This window comes from Streptomyces sp. RFCAC02 (assembly GCF_004193175.1).
GTDB lineage: Bacteria > Actinomycetota > Actinomycetes > Streptomycetales > Streptomycetaceae > Streptomyces.
Genome location: NZ_SAUH01000001.1, coordinates 1,626,061 through 1,643,656 on the forward strand (window position 1 = coordinate 1,626,061; position 17,596 = coordinate 1,643,656).

The following is a 17,596-nucleotide window of genomic DNA, read 5'->3' on the forward strand; positions in this document are numbered from 1 at the left end:
GTCGTCCGCGAGCAGCACCCGTATCTCCGTGTCCCCGTTCACGCCTTCTCCCCGTTCCGCCGATCGCCGTGCGCCGCCCGTTCCCCGTCCTCGCCGCCGGGCGGCAGCGGGAGCCGTGCCTCGACCCGGAAGCCGCCGGCCGGGGCGGGGGCGGCCGTGAACGTACCGCCGATGCTGCGGGCGCGCTCCCGCATGCCGGTGATGCCGTAGCCGGGCGCGGTACGGGCCGCGGGCACGGCGGCCCGCCCGCCGTCGTCGGTGACGGCGATGCGCAGCGCGTCGCCGTCACGGACCACGCCGACGTCGACGGCGACGCCGGGACCGGCGTGACGGACCGCGTTCGTCAGCGCCTCCTGCACGATCCGGTACGCCGCCGCGCCGACGACCGGCGGCACGCCGCCCCCGGCCGCGACGGTGAGGCCGACGCGCGCCCCCGCCTCCTCCGCCGTACGGGCCAGGTCGGCGATGCCGTCCAGGTCCGGCGGCGGCGCGCTGTCGTCCGGCTCCTCGTCCCCCGACGCGCCGCCGCGCAGGACCCGCAGGGTCGTGCGGAGTTCGGCGCGCGCCTCGCGGCAGGTGTCGGCGATGCCGTCGAGCGCCGCCGCCACGGCACCCGGGTCCAGGCGTCCCGGGTCGTGCGTGATGAGGTGCGAGGCGACGGAGACGCGGACGCCGATGACGGTGATGCTGTGCGCGATCAGGTCGTGCAGGTCGCGGGCGATGCGGAGGCGTTCCTCCGCGACGCGGCGGGCGGCCTCCTCCTCCCGGGTGCGCTCGGCCCGTTCTGCGCGCTCGCGGATCGCGAGGACGTACTGGCCGTGCAGCCGCATGACCTCCCCGAGGATGACGCACGCCAGCACCCAGCCGGTGACGCGCAGCGTCTCCAGGCTGGTTTCCTCACGCGTCATCAGGAACACGGCCACGACCGCGAACACCAGGACGTGGCTCAGCACCACCGTCCGCCAGCGCGGTCCCGCCACCGCGACCGAGTAGACCGCGAGGGCCGTGGCGGCGAACGGTGCGATGTGGTCGTAGTCGAGGCCGTGGTAGAAGATGTCGGCCGCCAGGTGGACGAGCAGCACGCGGAACGGCGCGCGCCGCCGCCACACCAGGGGCACGACGGTGGCGGCGAGAAGCAGCCAGCCCCGCGCGTCGAGCGCGACGCCGTCGGGCGCGCGGACCAGCGTCGTCACGGCGCACACGACCCCGACGACGGCGGCGACCAGGGCGTCCTCCCGGAGGGGCGGAACGGTGTCCGCCTCCTCCGGGAGGAACGGGCGTATCAGCGGGTGTGCGGGCACGGCGCCATCATCGGTCATCCGCCCGGCGCGCCATGGGGCCGGGCCACCACACGCGGCGGCCGAGCAGCCAGGTGACGGCGGTCAGGATGTAGGGCCGGACGAGGAACGTGTCGAGCAGTACGCCGACCGCCACGACGAAGCCCATCTGGAACATCATCACCATGGGCAGCGACATGAGGACGCCGAACGTCGCGGCGAGCACGAGACCTGCGGAGGCGATCACGCCGCCCGTCGTCCGCAGCGCCGTCAGCGATGCCTGACGTGTCGTCAGCCCGCCGAGGGTCTCCTCGCGCAGCCGGTGCATCAGGAAGATGCCGTAGTCGACGCCGAGCGCGACGCAGAAGACGAACGTGATCAGCGGGACGCCCGGGTCCATGCCCTCCAGCCCGAACACCGGCCCGTAGACCAGCGCGCCGAGGCCGAGCGCGGCGCCCCACGACGCGACGACCGCGCCCAGCAGCAGCACGGGTGCGACGACGCCGCGCAGCAGGGCGATCAGGATGAGCAGGACGACGCCGAGGACGAGCGGGATGACGACGCGCTGGTCGTCGGCGCTGACGCGGGCCAGGTCGAGCTGCTCCGCCGTCGAACCGCCGACGACGGCGTCGGCCCCGGACACCGTGTCGAGACCGCTCCGCAGGGCGTCCACGGTGTCCTTCTCGCCGTCCGACTCGGGCGGGTCCGTGGCCCACACGGCGATCTCGGTCCAGCCCTCGCCGGACCGTCCCTCCTCGGCGCGGTCCACGCCCGCCGTCTCCTCGGCCCGCGCGACGACGTCCGCCGCCGACCCGGTGCGGGCCATCACGGTGAGGGGCTGCGTTCCGTGGCCGGGGAACGCCTCGGCCAGGTCCGTCATCGCGGTGATGGACTCGGGTGTGTCGGTGAACGTGTCCTCGCTGCGGGGCGCGCCGGGCAGGTCGAGGACGCCGAGGGCGAGGCCGCCGAGCAGGACGGCGCCGGCGGCGAGGACGGCGACCGGGCGGCGGCTCACCGAGCCGCCCATGCGGGCGAAGTAGCCCCGGCGGCCGTTGTCCTCCGTCGTGGTGTCGCCGTACGCGGGCACCAGCGGCCAGAAGACCTTCCGGCCGCACACCACCAGCAGGGCCGGGAGCAGTGTCGTCATCGCGGCGAGCGAGCAGGCGACGGCGACCGCGCCGACCGGGCCGAGGCCGCGGCTGGAGTTGAGGCCGGCGGCCAGCAGGCACAGCAGGCCGGCGGCGACGGTGCCGGACGAGGCGATGAGGGCGGGACCGCAGCCGCGCAGGGCGCGCAGCATGGCGTCGGCCGGGGCGTGGTGGCGGCGCAGTTCCTCGCGGTAGCGGGCGGTCAGCAGCAGCGCGTAGTCCGTGCCCGCGCCGAAGACGAGCACGGTCATGATGGAGCTGCTCATGGTCGTGACCGTGAAGCCGAACGCCTCGGCCAGCAGGTACAGGGCGGCCATGGACGTCATGGCCGCCACGCCCACCGACATCAGCGGCAGCAGCCACAGGACGGGACTGCGGTAGGTGAGGACGAGGAGGACAGCGACGACGGCGACGGTGGCCAGCATCAGCGTCCTGTCGGCCGACTCGAAGACCGCCTCGCTGTCGTACCCGAGTCCCGCGGGGCCGCCGACGTTGACGGTGAGGCCGTCGGGCAGGCCGTCGCGGACGCGTTCGCGGAAGTCCTCGACGGCGGCGCTCGCGGCCTCCTCGTCGAGGCCGAGCAGGGTGAACGAATACAGGGCGGTGGTGCCGTCGTCCGAGACGGCCGCCTCGGGCGCGGGTCCCGCGTCGTGGGCGGCGGCCAGGCCGGCGGTCAGCTCGTCGGCCCGCTCGCGGTCGGCGGCGGTCAGTCCGCCGTCGCGCCGGTAGACGACGCCGATGTCGGTGGTGTCGCCGCCGGGCATCCGTTCCTGGAGGGTGACGACCCGGGTGGACTCGGCGTCGCCCGGCAGGTAGTCGGTGGTCTCGTCGCGCGTGATGCCGCCGAGCTTCCCGGCGAACGGCAGGGCGAGCGCGAGCACCGCGATCCACAGGCCGATGACGGCCCAGGGCAGCGCGCGGCGGCGTCCCGGTGAGCGCGGCGGCGCCGGCGGTGGCGTGGGCGGTCGGTCGGTGAGCGTGGCCCCCATCGGGCGGTCTCCTCGCGGTGTCGGTGCACGGGTGTGCCGCACGGCTGTGCGGACACCGACAAGGCTTCCGGCGGGCGGTGGCCCGCGCGTCGGTCGCCGGAGCGAAGTCCCGGATACGCCCGGCGGCGTGCCGTACGGGGGGCTACTCCCCCGGGCGTACGCCCGGCGCGGGCAGGGGCGCGACCCCTGTGACGTGCGTCTCGGATGCTGATACGGCGCGGGCGGCCGGGACGGGCGGGGTTAGGCTGGTCCAGCGATGCGTTTCGGGATTCTTCTCCTTAGCCGCCGCGGCGAGGGTCTGTAGTCGTAGGCCGACCCCCTCCCCGCGGAGTCCGGCGTTGCCGTCGGCCGTCGTTCGCCCGAACCCTCGCGAGGAGCCCGCCCATGAGCACGACCGACCCCACGCCGCTGACCGCCGCCACCGTACGCCAGCGGCCGTCCGGGATGCCGATCCACAAGTACCGGCCGTTCGACGCGGTGGACATCCCCGACCGGACCTGGCCCGCCCGCCGCATCACGAAGGCGCCGCGCTGGCTGTCCACGGACCTGCGCGACGGCAACCAGTCGCTGATCGACCCGATGTCGCCCGCCCGCAAGCGGGCGATGTTCGACCTGCTGGTCGCGATGGGCTACAAGGAGATCGAGGTCGGCTTCCCCGCGTCCGGGCAGACGGACTTCGCGTTCGTCCGCTCGATCATCGAGGAGGACGCGATCCCGGAGGACGTGACGATCTCCGTGCTCACCCAGGCCCGCGAGGACCTGATCGCCCGCACCGTCGAGTCCCTGGCCGGCGCCCACCACGCCACCGTCCACCTGTACAACGCGACGGCCCCCACGTTCCGCCGCGTCGTGTTCCGCGCCGGGCGCGACGAGGTGAAGCGGATCGCGGTCGACGGCACGCGCCTCGTCATGGAGTACGCCGACAAGCTGCTGGACGACCGCACCGTCTTCGGCTACCAGTACAGCCCCGAGATCTTCACCGACACCGAGCTGGACTTCGCCCTGGAGATCTGCGAGGGCGTCATGGACGTGTGGCAGCCGGGCGAGGGCCGCGAGATCATCCTGAACCTGCCGGCGACCGTCGAGCGCTCCACGCCCTCCACGTACGCGGACCGCATGGAGTGGATGTCGCGCCACCTGTCGCGCCGGGAGTGGGTGTGCCTGTCCGCGCATCCGCACAACGACCGCGGCACCGCCGTCGCCGCCGCCGAACTGTCCGTGATGGCGGGCGTGGACCGGGTCGAGGGCTGCCTGTTCGGGCAGGGCGAGCGCACCGGCAACGTCGACCTCGTCACCCTGGGCATGAACCTGTTCTCGCAGGGCGTGGACCCGCAGATCGACTTCTCGCGGATCGACGAGGTGCGCCGCACCTGGGAGTACTGCAACCAGATGGAGGTCCCGCCGCGCCACCCGTACGTCGGCGACCTCGTCTACACGGCGTTCTCCGGCTCGCACCAGGACGCGATCAAGAAGGGCTTCGAGGCGCAGCGGCCCGACGAGCCGTGGGCCGTCCCGTACCTGCCGATCGACCCGAAGGACGTGGGCCGCTCCTACGAGGCCGTGATCCGCGTCAACTCGCAGTCCGGCAAGGGCGGTGTCGCCTACGTCCTGAAGAACGACCACAGCCTGGACCTGCCGCGGCGCATGCAGGTGGAGTTCTCCCGGATCATCCAGGAGCGGACGGACGCCGAGGGCGGCGAGGTCACGCCCGGACAGATCTGGTCGGCGTTCGCCGACGAGTACCTGCCGGCCGCCGAGGGCGACGGGCGGGCGCCGTGGGGGCGGATCGCGCTGCGCGACGCGCAGACCTCCACGACGAGCGAGGGCCAGGACGCGCTGACCGTCGAAGCCGTCGTGGACGGCGCCGACACCGTCCTGACGGGTACGGGGAACGGGCCGCTCGCCGCGTTCTTCGACGCGCTGGCGTCGGCCGGTGTCGTGGCGGACGACGTACGGCTCCTGGACTACGTGGAGCACACGATGAGCGAGGGCGCGGGCTCCAAGGCCGCCGCGTACATCGAGTGCGCCGTGGGCGACCGGGTGCTGTGGGGCGTCGGGATCGACGCGAACATCGTCCGGGCGTCCCTCAAGGCCGTCGTCTCCGCCGTCAACCGGGCGACCCGCACCTCGCCTTCCCGGGCGGACTGATCCCCGCACCTCACCGGGTACGGCGGCCGGTTGGTGCGGACGCACTACTGACGCCGTGCCCGGTGTGTGGTTAACATCACGCCCACGGCAATGTTGCCAGCGGGTAACGGAGGTACGGCGTGGTGCTCTCCAGCGGAGCGCGGATCGCAGGGGTCCGCACGTCCTGGCGCGTGATCGACGACGGCGACTTCTGGTGCGACGGCTGCGGTGGTGACCGCTGCTACCAGCTCCTCAGCGGCAGACGGCGGTTCGCGCTGCTCGGGGTGCCGCTCGTGCCGCGCGGCGCGGTCGGGCCGGTCGTGGAGTGCGCCGCCTGCCGCCGCCACGCCCCGCCGTCCGTGCTGGACACGCCCACGACGACGCGGCTGTCCGGGCTGCTGCGGGAGGCCGTGCACGCCGTGGCGCTCACGGTGCTCTCCGCCGGCGGGTGCGAGGCGCCGGCCCGCCGCGCCGCCGTCGCCGCGGTGCGGGACGCCGGCTTCGCCGACTGCACGGAGGAGCGCCTCCTCACCCTGCACGCGGCGCTGGCGTGCCGGCAGGCGCCGCTGCTCGACCGCGAGGTCCACGAGACGCTGGCCGCGATCGCGCCGCACCTGGCCGGGCCGGGGCGGGAGTCGCTGGTGCTGGGCGGCGCGCGGATCGCGCTCGCCGACGGCCCCTACCGTGCGGCGGAACGCGCGGCGCTCACCGCCGCGGGCCGCGCCCTGGGTCTCGGCCCCGACGAGACGGAACACCTGATGGCGGTGGCCGCCGCGTCCGCGTCGAACTGACCGCGCCGCCGGGGCGCGGCGCCCGGGGTCAGCCCATGCCGCCGATCCAGCCGGCCGCGTCGAGGCGGAACGCTCCGGGCGCCGCCACGGCGTGCAGGTCGTCCTCGATCGCGCGCAGGCGTTCCTCGCCGAGGGCGGCGGCCCACTCCGCGCGCAGCCGGTCGAAGGACGCGGCCGAGCGGGCCAGGAAGTCGCGGCCCCGCCCGGTCAGCCGTACGAGCCTGCGGCGGGCGTCGGCGGGGTCGTCGGCGCGTTCGGCGTAGCCGAGGGCGACCAGGCGGTCGACGGTCTTGCCGGCCGCCTGTTTGGAGATCCCGAGGCGGCGGGCGATGTCGCTGGCGGCGCTGCCGTCGGGGCCGATCGCCTGCAGGGCGAACCCGTGCGCGGGACGCGCGTCCGGGTGGCCCTGCCGGGACAGCTCCGCGTGCACCTCGTCGATGAGCGTGCGGAACCCCGCGAACAGCAGGAGCGGCAGCTCGTAGCCGGGCCTCGCCCGGTCATCCTTGACCGAATGGTCAATCTGGTTTACCTTCTGGTCGTCAACCATACTGACCATTTTAGGAGGGTGCCATGTTCGCCGCACTCAGCGTGGAGAACGCCCCGGAGGCGTCGCGTCCCGCCATGCGGTCCGTGGCCGAGGCGTGGGGCGGCGCGGTGCCGGACGCCGTCGCGCGACTCGCCGCGTCGCCCGAACTGCTCAACGGATTCCTGGCCATGAGCGCGAGTTTCGAGAACTGCACGCTCGACCCGCTGGCCAGGGAGGTCGTCATCATGACGGTCGCCGTGCGCAACGACTGCCACGTCTGCGTCGCCATCCACACCGGCAGACTCCGCAAGCTCGGCGCGGACCAGGACCTCGTCACCGCCCTGCGCGAGGGTCGCGCCCCGTCAGACGAACGGCTCGCGGCGGTCCGGACATTCACCCTGGACGTCCTGGCCACCACCGGCGGCGTGGCCGACGACGCGGTCGAGGCCCTGCTGGCACACGGCTACACCGAGCGCAACGCCCTGGAGGTCGTCCTCGGCATCGGCGCGTACACGATGTCGACTTTCGCCAACCGCCTCGTCCGGGCGGCGTGAGGCTCGCGGAAATCCTTCGCACCCGGCCGCCCCACCGGGTACGGTCTCCGGGCGCGTCGCCGCCGCGGGGTCTTCGAGGCCCCGCGCGCGGCCGGCCCGAAGTCCCCCGACGGAAGACGGAAAGCAGGTCCCCTCCATGGCGTGCCGTATCAGTGAGCTCGTCCTCGAATGCCGCGACCCGGAACTGCTGGCGCGGTTCTGGTGCGAGGTCCTGGACTTCGTCGTCCTCGGCGAGGAGGAGGGCGGCGCCCTGGAGATCGGCCCGCGCGAGGGGTTCGGCGGCGCGCAGCCCACGATCATCCTCAGCCCCAGGGACGAGCCGCGGCAGGGAAAGTCCCGGCTGCACTTCGACGTCAACGCCTCCGACCGCGACCAGGACGCCGAGCTGGAACGCCTCCTGGCCCTCGGTGCGCGCCGGGCCGACATCGGCCAGACCGGCGAGGAGCAGTGGCATGTGCTCGCCGACCCGGAGGGCAACGAGTTCTGCCTGCTCAAGGCCCGTCTGAGCCCGCTCTGACGGGGACGGGCACCAGGGTCCCGGTCAGAGCCACCGCCGCGCCGCCTCGACGCTGTCCCCGCCGTTCGTGTTGAACGCGATGGCGGCGCCGGGCGCGTGGCGGCGGATCAGGTTCACCATCCGCTCGAACAGCGGAAGCAGCGGTTCGGTCTTCCGGACCCCGGCGCCGATGACCACCACGTCCCACGGGCGCTCGCCCAGGGACCGGGCGAGGACGGATTCGGCGGCGGCGTCGAAGGCGACCAGCGTCATGGCCGCGTCGATGCCGTGCTCGCCGAACCGGGCGAGTTCCGCGTCGAGAGCCGCGCGCAGCGCCTCGGCGTCAACACCGGGTATCGCCTGCGGGTCGTACCCCAGGACAAGTGCGGAAGCCATGCGCCCAGCCTATCGGCGCGTGGAACGGCTCTGTAACGGTCCCCTCCGCAGAGGTTCGAACGGCCGCCCGCTGTCGCATCATCCCTGGGTCGGCCTGACCGACCGGCCATGGAATGAACGCACTTGGGGGGTCACCATGCGCACTGTCCGAATCAGCCGGAGTACCGGCGTCCTGACGGCGGCGGCGCTCGCCGCCGTCCTGTCCACCACGGCCTTCGCCCCGTCCGCCCCATCCGGCGCCCCCGTCGCCGCCTGCACGGACACGACGGTCGAACTCACCACGACGCTCTACGAGAACGACTCCGCGCAGCACATGCTGCTCACCGCCACCAACACCGGCGACGAGACCTGCGCGCTCTACGCCTATCCGCTCGTCATCTTCTACGACCGCGACGACTACATCGGCCCGCTGGAGTCCGCGATGGAGGACGTGACGATCGCACCGGGCGATGAGGCGTACGCGGGCCTGCTCCTGTTCCGGATCGACGCGCCGACCGACGCGGTGCCGTCGATGTCCGTCCTCCTCCAGGGCCGCACGGCGGAGGACGACCCGGCCGCCCCGCCGATCGAGGTCCCGATGCCCGGCGGCTTCGTGAACATCGACGACAACCCGCTCGTCACGTACTGGAACACCAGCAGGGAGTCCGTCGAGGACCACCTGTTCCCCGACAACGCCTGACCGGCGTCACTCCACGGTGGGCGGCGGCATCGGGGACTCCCGGTTGCGCATCGGCCTGGTGACCTGTTTCGCCACGCACGCCGGCAGCCCCGCGCCGCCGTCCGCCGCCCGGCTCCGGTAGACGCTGGGCGGCATGCCGACCAGCTCGCTGAACCGGGTGCTGAACGTGCCGAGCGACGAGCAGCCGACCTCGAAGCACACCTCCGTGACGCCGAGGTCGCCGCGGCGCAGCAGCGTCATCGCGCGTTCGATGCGCCGCGTCATCAGGTAGCTGTAGGGCGATTCGCCGTACGCGGCCCTGAACCGGCGGCTCAGATGCCCGGCCGACATGTTCACGCCGCGGGCGAGCGCCTCCACGTCGAGCGGCTGCGCGTACTCCCGGTCGATGCGGTCACGGACGCGGCGCAGCCGCGCGAGGTCGCGCAGGCGTTCGGTGTCGGCGGTTCTGCTGGTCACCCGCGCGATGATGCCACGCCGTCGTCCCCGCCGTCGGGGAGCGAGGCGGCGATCCGCCGCACGCAGGCCCGCAGCCAGCGGTGCGCCGGGTCGGCGTCGAAACGCGCGTGCCACGCCTGCGAGATGACGAGGCCCGGCAGGTCGAGCGGGATCGGGAAGGTGGCGAGGCCGAGCCGCCGCGTCTGGTCGCCCGGCAGGCGGCGGGCCGTGCGGGCCACCAGGTCGGTGCTCGACGCCAGCAGCAGGGCGGACGTCAGCGTGGGGACGGATGCCACGACGCGGCGGCGCAGCCCCCGTTCGGCGAGGAGGTCGTCGATGGGGCCGTGCAGCCTGCCGCGCCGCGACGCCGTGATGTGGTCGGCCGCGGCGTACCGCTCCACGGTGACCGGGCCGTCGAGCAGCGGGTGCCCGCACCGGACGACCCCCACGTTCTCGTCGCGGAACAGCATCTCCGCCCGCGTCCCGGGCGCCGGGTCGGACACGACTCCGATCTCCAGGTCCACGGCGCCCTCCCGCAGCAGCAGCGAGTCGCCCGGCCCCTCGGGGACGAGCCGCAGGACGACGCCGGGGGCGGCGGTGCGCACGTGCTCCAGGAGGCGGCGGCCGACGGTCGTGTGCAGCGCGTCGTCGGCGAGGAGTGTGAAGGTGCGCTCCAGGGTCTCGGGGCGGACGGCGCCGGCCGGGGTGAGGACGGCCTGCGCGCGCTCCACCAGTTCCCGCACCTCGGAGCGCAGGGCGATCGCGCGGGGCGTCGGCACCATGGCGTGCCCGGACCTGACGAGCACCGGGTCGCCCAGCGCCTTGCGGATGCGGCCGAGGGCGCGGCTCATCGCCGGGCTGGACAGGCTCAGCCGGTGCGCGGCGCCCGCGACGCTCCGCTCCTCCAGCAGCGCGTCGAGGGCGATCAGGAGGTTGAGATCGAGCCGCCCCGAAGTCGATTGCATGACGTGCACTTTCCCCTTGTCCAGAGTGCATTTGAAGTCAATCCGCAGCGGTGCCACGGTACCCGGTATGACCGTTCTCGCACCGCCCAGGACCTCGCCGCCGGACGCCCCGGCCACCGCGCGGCGCGGCGTCCTGCCGCTGATGTACGCCTCCGTGATCCTCTGCGTCGCCCTCGTGGCGGCCGTGAACCTGGCCCTGCCCGAACTGGCCGCCGACTCCCTCCGCCCCACGTCCACCCAGCTCCTGTGGACCGTGGACGCCTACGTCATCGTCTTCGCCTGCCTCCTCATACCGGCCGGTGCCCTCGGGGACCGGCGGGGCCGCAAGGGGGCGCTGCTCACCGGCCTCGGCGTCATGGCGGCCGGCTGCCTGCTGTCCGCGCTGGCCCCGGGACCGTGGTTCCTCGTCGCGGCCCGTGCCCTGACCGGCGCCGGGGCCGCGCTCGTCATGCCGGCGACCCTGTCGCTCGCGCTCCAGGTCTCGCCCGGACGCAGGCCGCAGACCATCGCGGCGTGGACGGCCGCCACCGGCGTCGCCGGGATGGTGGGCAACCTCGGCGGCGGACTCGTCCTGCAATACCTGCCCTGGCGCGGCCTGTTCTGGTGCGCCGCGCCGGTCGCGGCCGTCCTGCTGGTGCTGACGGCCCGCCTCGCGCCGCCCGGCGAGCGGCACCCGGCCGACGCCGACCCGATCGGGACACTGCTGCTGTGCGCCGGGTTCGTCGCCCTGCTCGTCGGCGTCTTCGAGGGGCCGGAACGCGGCTGGGACTCGCCCCTCGTGCTGGGGGCGTTCGCCGTGGCCGCCGTGCTGCTGGCCGTGTTCTCGGCGCACGCGCTGCGGTCACCGCACCCGCTGATCGACCTGCGGCTGTTCGCGATCCCCGGAGTGCGCGCGGGCGCGCTGGGCGTCGGCCTGACGTTCTTCGGCCTGTTCGCCCTCTTCTTCGTCAACGCGCAGTACCTGCACTACGCGAAGGACTACGGCCCGGCGCTCACCGGCGTCGCCATAGGGCCGCTGGCCCTCGGCATGCTGATCGTCGCACGCCGCAGCATCGGCCTGGCGCGACGTTTCGGCACCCGGCCGCTCGTCGCCACGGGGCTGCTGTCCCTCACGACCGGCCTCGCGCTGCTGTCCCTGATCGACCGGGACACGCCCTACCCGCTGTACGCCCTGCTGCTGCTCGTCATGTCGGTCGGCATGGGCCTGTCGATGCCGGTGCTGTCCGCCGGGATCGTCGGCGCCCTGCCGCCGGCCCGCGCGGGCCTCGGCTCAGGTCTCAACAGCGCGGTCCGCGAACTCGGCAGCGCCCTCGGCGTCGCCACGATGGGCACCGCGCTCGCCGGCACCGGCGACTTCACCGGCGGCATGGCGGTCGGCTTCCGCGTCACCGCCGCGGCCGTCGCGGTACTCGCCGTCCCGGTCCTGCTGTGGCTGCGCCCGGGCACGGACGGACGGGGCGCGGCCTCGTGAGCGTACGGGACCTCCTGCCGGTCACCGGCACGGTCACGGCCGTCGCCCCCTCGGCCGCCGGCCGCATCCGGGGCGTCCGGATCGTGTGCGGCCCGCTGCGCTGGACGCCGGGCCAGGAGGTCGAGGTCCTGACCGGCGGCCTGCTGGGACCGCGCCGCACGTACTCGGTCTGGGACCGCACCGACGACGGCATCGACCTGCGGATCCTGGACCATGGCGGCGAGGGACCCGGCGCACGCTGGGCGCGCGCCGTACGCCCCGGCGACCGGGTGCTGCTGAGCAGGCCGAGCGGCCGCCTCGTCGCGCGCCCGGCGCCGTATCACCTGTTCGCCGGGGACGAGACGGCGTCCGTCGCCTTCGGGCCGATGCTGCGGGCGCTGCTGGCCGAGGGCGCCACGGTGCGCACGGTCGTGGAGGTCGCGTCCCCGGCCGAACGGCTGCCGCTGCCGGGGCCGGTGACCTGGCGCTTCCGCGACGGCGCGTCCGCCGTCGCCTCCCCCGGCCTGCTCGCGGCCGTGGCGGACCTGCCGCTGCCGGACGGACCGGGCGCGGCGTACATCGCCGGCGAGGCACGGACGGTCCAGGCCGTACGCCGCCACCTGACACACGACCGCGGCTGGCCACGCGCGGCGGTGACGGCAAAGGCGTTCTGGCACACCCGCCGCTGATCCCGTCCGTCACACAGGAACGGCGCTGCGGAGGGCCAGGCCGCGCAGCTCCGGCGTCGTGGGGCCCGAGGCCAACAGGCTGCTGACGAGCGCTTTCGTCGCCGGCCGGGCGCGGGTCTCCTGCGGGGCGCAGCGTTCGGCGACCAGCAGCGTGCGCACGCACTCGTCGCGCAGGCCGAGCCGGTCGTAGGTGACCGCGAGATCGCCGAGCGCGCGGGAGCGGCGTTCGACACTCGGCAGCGCCTTCAACGGGAGTGCCCGCGCCGCGGCGAGCGCCGCTGACGGATCGCCCGCGTGGTTCTCTGCGGAGATCCGGTGGAGTTGCACGGTGAGCGGGCTGAATCCGTCGGCGTCCGCACGCGGCGGGTTCCCGCCGACGAGCCCCTGTGCGAGGGCCGCGGCCTCATCGGTGAGCGCCCGCATCCCATCCCGGTCCCCCCGCCGGGCCAGCGTGTAGGCCGCGCTCTGCACGAGGAGCCCCCGGAGGGCGACCCCGGCCCGCCCGGCCCGCCGCAGACCCGGATCGTCGGCGCCGGCCAGCGCGAGTGACAGTGCCTCCCGGTGCCGGCCGGCCTTCCTGGCGAGCACGGCCATCTGGCGGGCCGACTCGGCGACGGCGAGGACATCCTCCGCGTGTTCGGCGAACTGACGCGCGCGATCGGCCGCCAGCCGGCCGAGTTGCTGCTCGTCCATCTTCACCAGCATGCGCGTGGCCAGCAGATAGCTCCTCGCCAGCAGGCCGTGCCGTCCCGCCGTCGCACCGTCCGCGGTGAGCGCGTGCCCGGTTCTGATCAGGCGCGGCAGCCGTACGGCGAGACCGCTGTAACGGCACGCGTCGAAGTCGGCGAGCGCGGCGGTGACTTCGGCCCCGAGGGACTCGGCCGAGGTCGCGACGGGAGCCTCGCCGAGCCCGAGCATCGCGTCCCGCAGCCCGGCGACCAGCAGCTCACCGACCGGAGGCCCACCCGGCCGCGCGAGGGCACCGAACGGTGCCCCGACGGCGGCCGAGACCGCGAGCCCGGCCAGCACCTCACGTCGCCGCACCGCGTCCTCACCGTCCTCCGGCCCTCGGTCAGAAGCCGAGGCGGCGCAGTTGTTTCGGGTCGCGTTGCCAGTCCTTGGCCACCTTCACGTGCAGGTCGAGGAAGACCGGGGTGCCGAGCAGCGCCTCGATGTGGCGGCGGGCCGTCGTGCCGACATCCTTGAGGCGCTTGCCCTTCGGGCCGATGACGATGCCCTTCTGGCTCGGGCGCTCGATGTAGAGGTTGGCGTGGATGTCGAGCAGCGGGCGGTCGGCGGGGCGGTCCTCGCGGGGCAGCATCTCCTCGACCACGACCGCGATGGAGTGCGGCAACTCGTCGCGCACACCCTCGAGCGCCGCCTCGCGGATCAGCTCGGCGATCATGACCTGCTCCGGCTCGTCCGTCAGGTCGCCCTCCGGGTACAGGGGCGGCCCCTCCGGCAGCAGCGGGACGAGCAGGTCGGCCAGCAGCCCGACCTGCCGGTCCGCCACGGCCGACACCGGCACGATCTCGGCCCACTCGAAGCCCGCCGAACGGCCGAGCTGGTCGATGGCGATGAGCTGCTCGGCCAGCGCCTCGCTGGTCACCAGGTCCGTCTTGGTGACGACGGCGATCTTCGGGGTGCGGGTGATCGCGGCCAGTTCCTTCGCGATGAAGCGGTCGCCCGGGCCGATCTTCTCGTTCGCCGGGAGGCAGAAGCCGATCACGTCGACCTCCGCCCACGTGGTGCGCACCACGTCGTTCAGCCGCTGACCGAGGAGGGTGCGCGGACGGTGCAGGCCCGGGGTGTCCACGAGGACGAGCTGCGCGTCGGGCCGGTGCACGATGCCGCGCACCGAGTGCCGCGTGGTCTGCGGCCGGTTCGAGGTGATCGCGATCTTGGTGCCGACCAGGGCGTTGGTCAGCGTGGACTTGCCGGCGTTGGGGCGGCCGACGAAACAGGCGAAGCCGGAACGGTGGTCCGCTCCGTCGCGCGCCGGGGTGCTGGGGGTGCTCGGGCTGCTGCTCATGACGCGGGGATCGTCGCACGGACCGCGCCGTCCGGGCCAGCCAGCAGCACGGGAGTGCCCGCGCCGCCGAGGTCCCGCACGGCCGCCAGGTCGTCGTCCGGCAGGGCGTCGGCCGCCGTCACGACGGCCGCGGCCTCCAGCGAGGCGGCGCCGCTGGCGACCGCCATCGCGACGGCCGTCCGCAGGGCGCTCAGCCGCAGCGAGTCGAGGGCGACGGTCGCGGCGACATAGGTGCGGCCCGTCTCGTCCCGTACGGCGGCGCCCTCCGGGACCCCGGTGCGGGCACGCGCGCTGCGCGCCAGGGTGATGATCTTGCGGTCCTCGGGGTTCGGGCCGGGACGGGCGTCGGTCGGGGCTTCACTCATGCGGCCGAGCCTAAGCCCTCCGCCGCCCGGCCCGGGTCACAGGTCGGTCGTGCCGGGCTGGCCGGCCGGCGGCAGCGGGTCCTGGCCGTCCGCGACCTGTTCGAGCTTCTCGACGGCGCGGTCCGCCATGGCCGCGAGATCGCCCGCGCCCCGGTCGGCCCGGCCGGCCTGCGCGACCCGTACGACCTGCGCGCCGACCCGGGCGATCACCACGTCGGCGACCACCGGCGCACCGTGCGCCGGGCCGTCCACGCGGCGCTCGAAACGGACGGCGGTGCTCTCCTCGCCGAGCCGCCCCACGTCCAGCTCGGCCGCGTGGTACGAGACGGTGGCCGCGCCGCCGCCGGGACCCTCGCGGGTGTGGAAGGTGCGGCAGCGCTCCGCCGTGTCGTCGAACGCGTCCAGCGCCGCGCGCGCCGCCGCCGCGCTCTCGTGCGCCGCCAGCACGGTCGTGACGAACGGGCCGCTCTCCGTCCGCGCGAACCCGGCGCGCGCCGTCGTCTCCTCGGCGCTGTCGAACAGGCCGCGGCAGTCCCGTTCGCTCGGCTCCGGCACCCCGAAGCCGCGCTCGGCGGCCGAACGGGCGCTGTCGCCGGCCCAGCCCTCGGGGAAGTCCATGGTGTCCAGCAGCGCGGCGCGCAGGCGGGGCTCCGGGAGGGCGCCGGAGCCGGCGGAGCGCTCAGCAGGCAGCACGGTCAGTCCCAGGAGGGCGACCCCCGTGACGGCTGCCGCCCGAAGATGCGTGTACATGCCTCCCATGGCGCCATCAGGACGCCCGTACGGCCATGCGCGGCCCCCCGTTCGGGTGACCGCGCACGGTGAGGGCGGGGCTCGGGTCAGTCCTCGGGTTCGCGCTCCGTGGCGGCGGACGCGGGTTCGGGCGCGAGCGGTTCGACCAGGACGCGGTCGATGCGGTTGCGCCGCCCGGCCGTCGACTCGGCGGTCAGCCGCAGCGCCGCCGGCACCGGCCCCTGGTGGTGCGGCGCCGCCTGCTCGGACGTGACCTCCACGACCGCGCTCGCGCCCGGGATCGGCACGCGCCCCAGGGCCTTGGCGAGCAGCCCGCCGACGGTCTCGACGTCCTCGTCCTCCAGCAGCAGTCCGTACAGCTCGCCGAGGTCGCCGATGTCGAGCCGGGCGGTGACGCGGCGCGTGCCGTCGCCGAGGTCCTCGACGGGCGGCAGCTCCGTGTCGTACTCGTCGGTGATCTCGCCGACGATCTCCTCCAGGATGTCCTCGATGGTGACGAGACCCGCCGTGCCGCCGTACTCGTCGATGACGACGGCGACATGGATGTGGTCGCGCTGCATCTCCCGCAGGAGGTCGCCCGCGTTCTTCGTGTCGGGGACGAACGTCGCGGGCCTCGCGACCGTCTCGACGAGCCGGGTCTCCGCCTCCCGGCTGACGTGCACGCGCCGCGCGAGGTCCTTCAGGTAGACGATGCCGACGATGTCGTCGTCGCTCTCCCCGGTGACCGGGATGCGGGAGAACCCCGACCGCAGCGCCAGGGTGAGGCCCTGCCGCAGCGTCTTGTGCCGGTCGATGGACAGGACGTCGGTGCGCGGCACCATGACCTCGCGCACGAGCGTGTCGCCCAGCTCGAAGACGGAGTGCACCATGCGGCGCTCCTCGTCCTCGATGAGGGACTCGCGCTCGGCCAGGTCGACCATGGCCCGCAGCTCCGCCTCGGACGCGAACGGGCCGCGCCGGAAGCCCTTGCCGGGCGTGAGGGCGTTGCCCACGAGGATGAGGAACTGCGTCAGGGGGCCGAGGACGCGCGCCAGCGGCACCAGGACGTAGCTCGCGGCGGCCGTCGTGGCGACCGGGTGCTGCCGCCCGATGGTGCGCGGCGACACGCCGACCGCCACGAACGACAGCAGCACCATCACGGCGAACGCCACGAGCACCGCCTCCCACACCTCGCCGAACTCCTGGAGGCACGCGTGGGTCACCATGACGGCGGCCAGCATCTCGCTGCACACGCGCAGCAGGAGCGCCAGGTTCAGGTAGCGGGTGGAGTCGGCGGCGACGAGCGCGAGCCGGGCCGCGCCGCGCCGGCCGGCCCGTTCGGCCTCCTCGGCGCGGTAGGACGTGATGACGGCGAGCCCCGCCTCCGCGCAGGAGGCGAGCCACGCCAGGGCCAGCAGGCCGACGACGCCGAGCAGCAGGGTGGCCGTCATGTCGTGGTGGGGGCCGGGGACGGACCCGTGAGGCCGCGTGCCTCGCGCCAGCCGTCCACGATGGCCTTCTGCAGGCCGAACATCTCGGCCTTCTCGCCGGGCTCCTCGTGGTCGTAGCCGAGGAGGTGGAGGACCCCGTGGACGGTGAGGAGCTGCAGCTCGTCGTCCATGGAGTGCCGCGTCGGCGCGTCGGCGCCCTGCCGCCGGGCCACCTCGGGGCACAGCACGATGTCCCCGAGGAGACCCGGCACGGGTTCCTCGTCGTCCTTGGCGGGGGGGCGCAGCTCGTCCATCGGGAACGACATCACGTCGGTCGGTCCCGGGAGGTCCATCCACTGGAGGTGGAGCTGCTCCATCGCCGCCTCGTCCACCGCGATCACCGACAGCTCGGACAGCGGGTGGATCCGCATCCGGGCGAGGGCGTGCCGCGCGATGTCGAGGACGGCCTTCTCGTCGAAGTCCGTGCCGGACTCGTTGTTGACCTCGATCGCCATGGT

The 17,596-nt window shown here is 74.2% G+C and carries 19 protein-coding genes; 7 read left to right on the top strand and 12 right to left on the bottom strand.

Annotated features, from left to right (window positions below):
• Positions 1-38: 38 nt before the first annotated feature.
• The gene (locus EMA09_RS07450) at positions 39-1,301 is read right to left on the bottom strand and encodes a sensor histidine kinase (RefSeq protein ID WP_129840069.1); all 1,263 of its coding nucleotides are present in this window, start codon (positions 1,299-1,301) and stop codon (positions 39-41) included.
• A 7-nt stretch (positions 1,302-1,308) separates the two neighbouring features.
• Entirely contained in the window at positions 1,309-3,414 is a 2,106-nt protein-coding gene (locus EMA09_RS07455; RefSeq protein WP_129840071.1) for an MMPL family transporter, read from the bottom strand.
• A gap of 384 nt (positions 3,415-3,798) precedes the next feature.
• On the opposite strand from EMA09_RS07455, the gene leuA reads away from it, so the two are divergent.
• Complete coding sequence (gene leuA, locus EMA09_RS07460; RefSeq protein ID WP_129840073.1) at positions 3,799-5,562, top strand: 2-isopropylmalate synthase; 1,764 nt, start codon at positions 3,799-3,801, stop codon at positions 5,560-5,562.
• A gap of 119 nt (positions 5,563-5,681) precedes the next feature.
• Positions 5,682-6,332, top strand: a complete 651-nt coding sequence (locus EMA09_RS07465; RefSeq protein ID WP_240796285.1) for a TerB family tellurite resistance protein — start codon at positions 5,682-5,684, stop codon at positions 6,330-6,332.
• A gap of 28 nt (positions 6,333-6,360) precedes the next feature.
• On the opposite strand, the gene EMA09_RS07470 is transcribed toward EMA09_RS07465, so the two are convergent.
• Entirely contained in the window at positions 6,361-6,879 is a 519-nt protein-coding gene (locus EMA09_RS07470) for a MarR family winged helix-turn-helix transcriptional regulator (RefSeq protein WP_240796286.1), read from the bottom strand.
• 23 nt (positions 6,880-6,902) lie between these two features.
• On the opposite strand from EMA09_RS07470, the gene EMA09_RS07475 reads away from it, so the two are divergent.
• Positions 6,903-7,412, top strand: a complete 510-nt coding sequence (locus EMA09_RS07475; RefSeq protein ID WP_129840077.1) for a carboxymuconolactone decarboxylase family protein — start codon at positions 6,903-6,905, stop codon at positions 7,410-7,412.
• Between the two features lie 136 nt (positions 7,413-7,548).
• Positions 7,549-7,929 (top strand): VOC family protein, encoded by a 381-nt coding sequence (locus EMA09_RS07480; protein ID WP_129840079.1) that lies wholly within the window; start codon positions 7,549-7,551, stop codon positions 7,927-7,929.
• A gap of 24 nt (positions 7,930-7,953) precedes the next feature.
• Here the strand turns inward: EMA09_RS07480 and EMA09_RS07485 are convergent, their stop codons facing one another.
• The gene (locus EMA09_RS07485) at positions 7,954-8,304 is read right to left on the bottom strand and encodes a hypothetical protein (protein WP_129840081.1); all 351 of its coding nucleotides are present in this window, start codon (positions 8,302-8,304) and stop codon (positions 7,954-7,956) included.
• A gap of 136 nt (positions 8,305-8,440) precedes the next feature.
• Here EMA09_RS07485 and EMA09_RS07490 point away from each other — a divergent pair, with 136 nt between their 5' ends.
• Positions 8,441-8,983: a DUF4232 domain-containing protein gene (locus tag EMA09_RS07490; protein WP_168220658.1), complete on the top strand. Its 543-nt coding sequence runs from the start codon at positions 8,441-8,443 to the stop codon at positions 8,981-8,983.
• A gap of 6 nt (positions 8,984-8,989) precedes the next feature.
• Here the strand turns inward: EMA09_RS07490 and EMA09_RS07495 are convergent, their stop codons facing one another.
• Entirely contained in the window at positions 8,990-9,439 is a 450-nt protein-coding gene (locus tag EMA09_RS07495) for a helix-turn-helix transcriptional regulator (RefSeq protein ID WP_129840084.1), read from the bottom strand.
• Entirely contained in the window at positions 9,436-10,383 is a 948-nt protein-coding gene (locus EMA09_RS07500) for a LysR family transcriptional regulator (protein ID WP_129840086.1), read from the bottom strand. The genes EMA09_RS07495 and EMA09_RS07500 overlap by 4 nt, the downstream gene beginning before the upstream one ends.
• 67 nt (positions 10,384-10,450) lie before the next feature.
• Between EMA09_RS07500 and EMA09_RS07505 the strand changes: the two genes are divergently transcribed.
• On the top strand, positions 10,451-11,854 hold the full coding sequence (locus EMA09_RS07505; RefSeq protein WP_129840088.1) for an MFS transporter: 1,404 nt from the start codon (positions 10,451-10,453) through the stop codon (positions 11,852-11,854).
• Positions 11,851-12,522 (top strand): siderophore-interacting protein, encoded by a 672-nt coding sequence (locus EMA09_RS07510; protein ID WP_206305919.1) that lies wholly within the window; start codon positions 11,851-11,853, stop codon positions 12,520-12,522. The genes EMA09_RS07505 and EMA09_RS07510 overlap by 4 nt, the downstream gene beginning before the upstream one ends.
• Before the next feature lie 9 nt (positions 12,523-12,531).
• On the opposite strand, the gene EMA09_RS07515 is transcribed toward EMA09_RS07510, so the two are convergent.
• The 6 genes from EMA09_RS07515 to ybeY all read right to left on the bottom strand — a co-directional run bounded on the left by EMA09_RS07515 (position 12,532) and on the right by ybeY (position 17,593).
• Positions 12,532-13,566 carry an XRE family transcriptional regulator gene (locus EMA09_RS07515; RefSeq protein WP_129840092.1) on the bottom strand — a complete coding sequence of 345 codons (1,035 nt, stop codon included), beginning with the start codon at positions 13,564-13,566 and terminating at the stop codon, positions 12,532-12,534.
• 28 nt (positions 13,567-13,594) lie between these two features.
• The gene (gene era, locus EMA09_RS07520; RefSeq protein ID WP_129840094.1) at positions 13,595-14,554 is read right to left on the bottom strand and encodes a GTPase Era; all 960 of its coding nucleotides are present in this window, start codon (positions 14,552-14,554) and stop codon (positions 13,595-13,597) included.
• On the bottom strand, positions 14,551-14,919 hold the full coding sequence (locus tag EMA09_RS07525; RefSeq protein ID WP_129840096.1) for a cytidine deaminase: 369 nt from the start codon (positions 14,917-14,919) through the stop codon (positions 14,551-14,553). Before EMA09_RS07525 ends, era begins: the two co-directional genes overlap by 4 nt.
• 36 nt (positions 14,920-14,955) lie before the next feature.
• Positions 14,956-15,669: a hypothetical protein gene (locus EMA09_RS07530; protein WP_129840098.1), complete on the bottom strand. Its 714-nt coding sequence runs from the start codon at positions 15,667-15,669 to the stop codon at positions 14,956-14,958.
• 86 nt (positions 15,670-15,755) lie between these two features.
• Entirely contained in the window at positions 15,756-17,099 is a 1,344-nt protein-coding gene (locus tag EMA09_RS07535) for a hemolysin family protein (protein WP_129840100.1), read from the bottom strand.
• Positions 17,096-17,593, bottom strand: coding sequence for an rRNA maturation RNase YbeY (gene ybeY / locus EMA09_RS07540; protein WP_129840102.1), 498 nt, complete (start codon positions 17,591-17,593; stop codon positions 17,096-17,098). Before ybeY ends, EMA09_RS07535 begins: the two co-directional genes overlap by 4 nt.
• Positions 17,594-17,596: the final 3 nt, after the last annotated feature.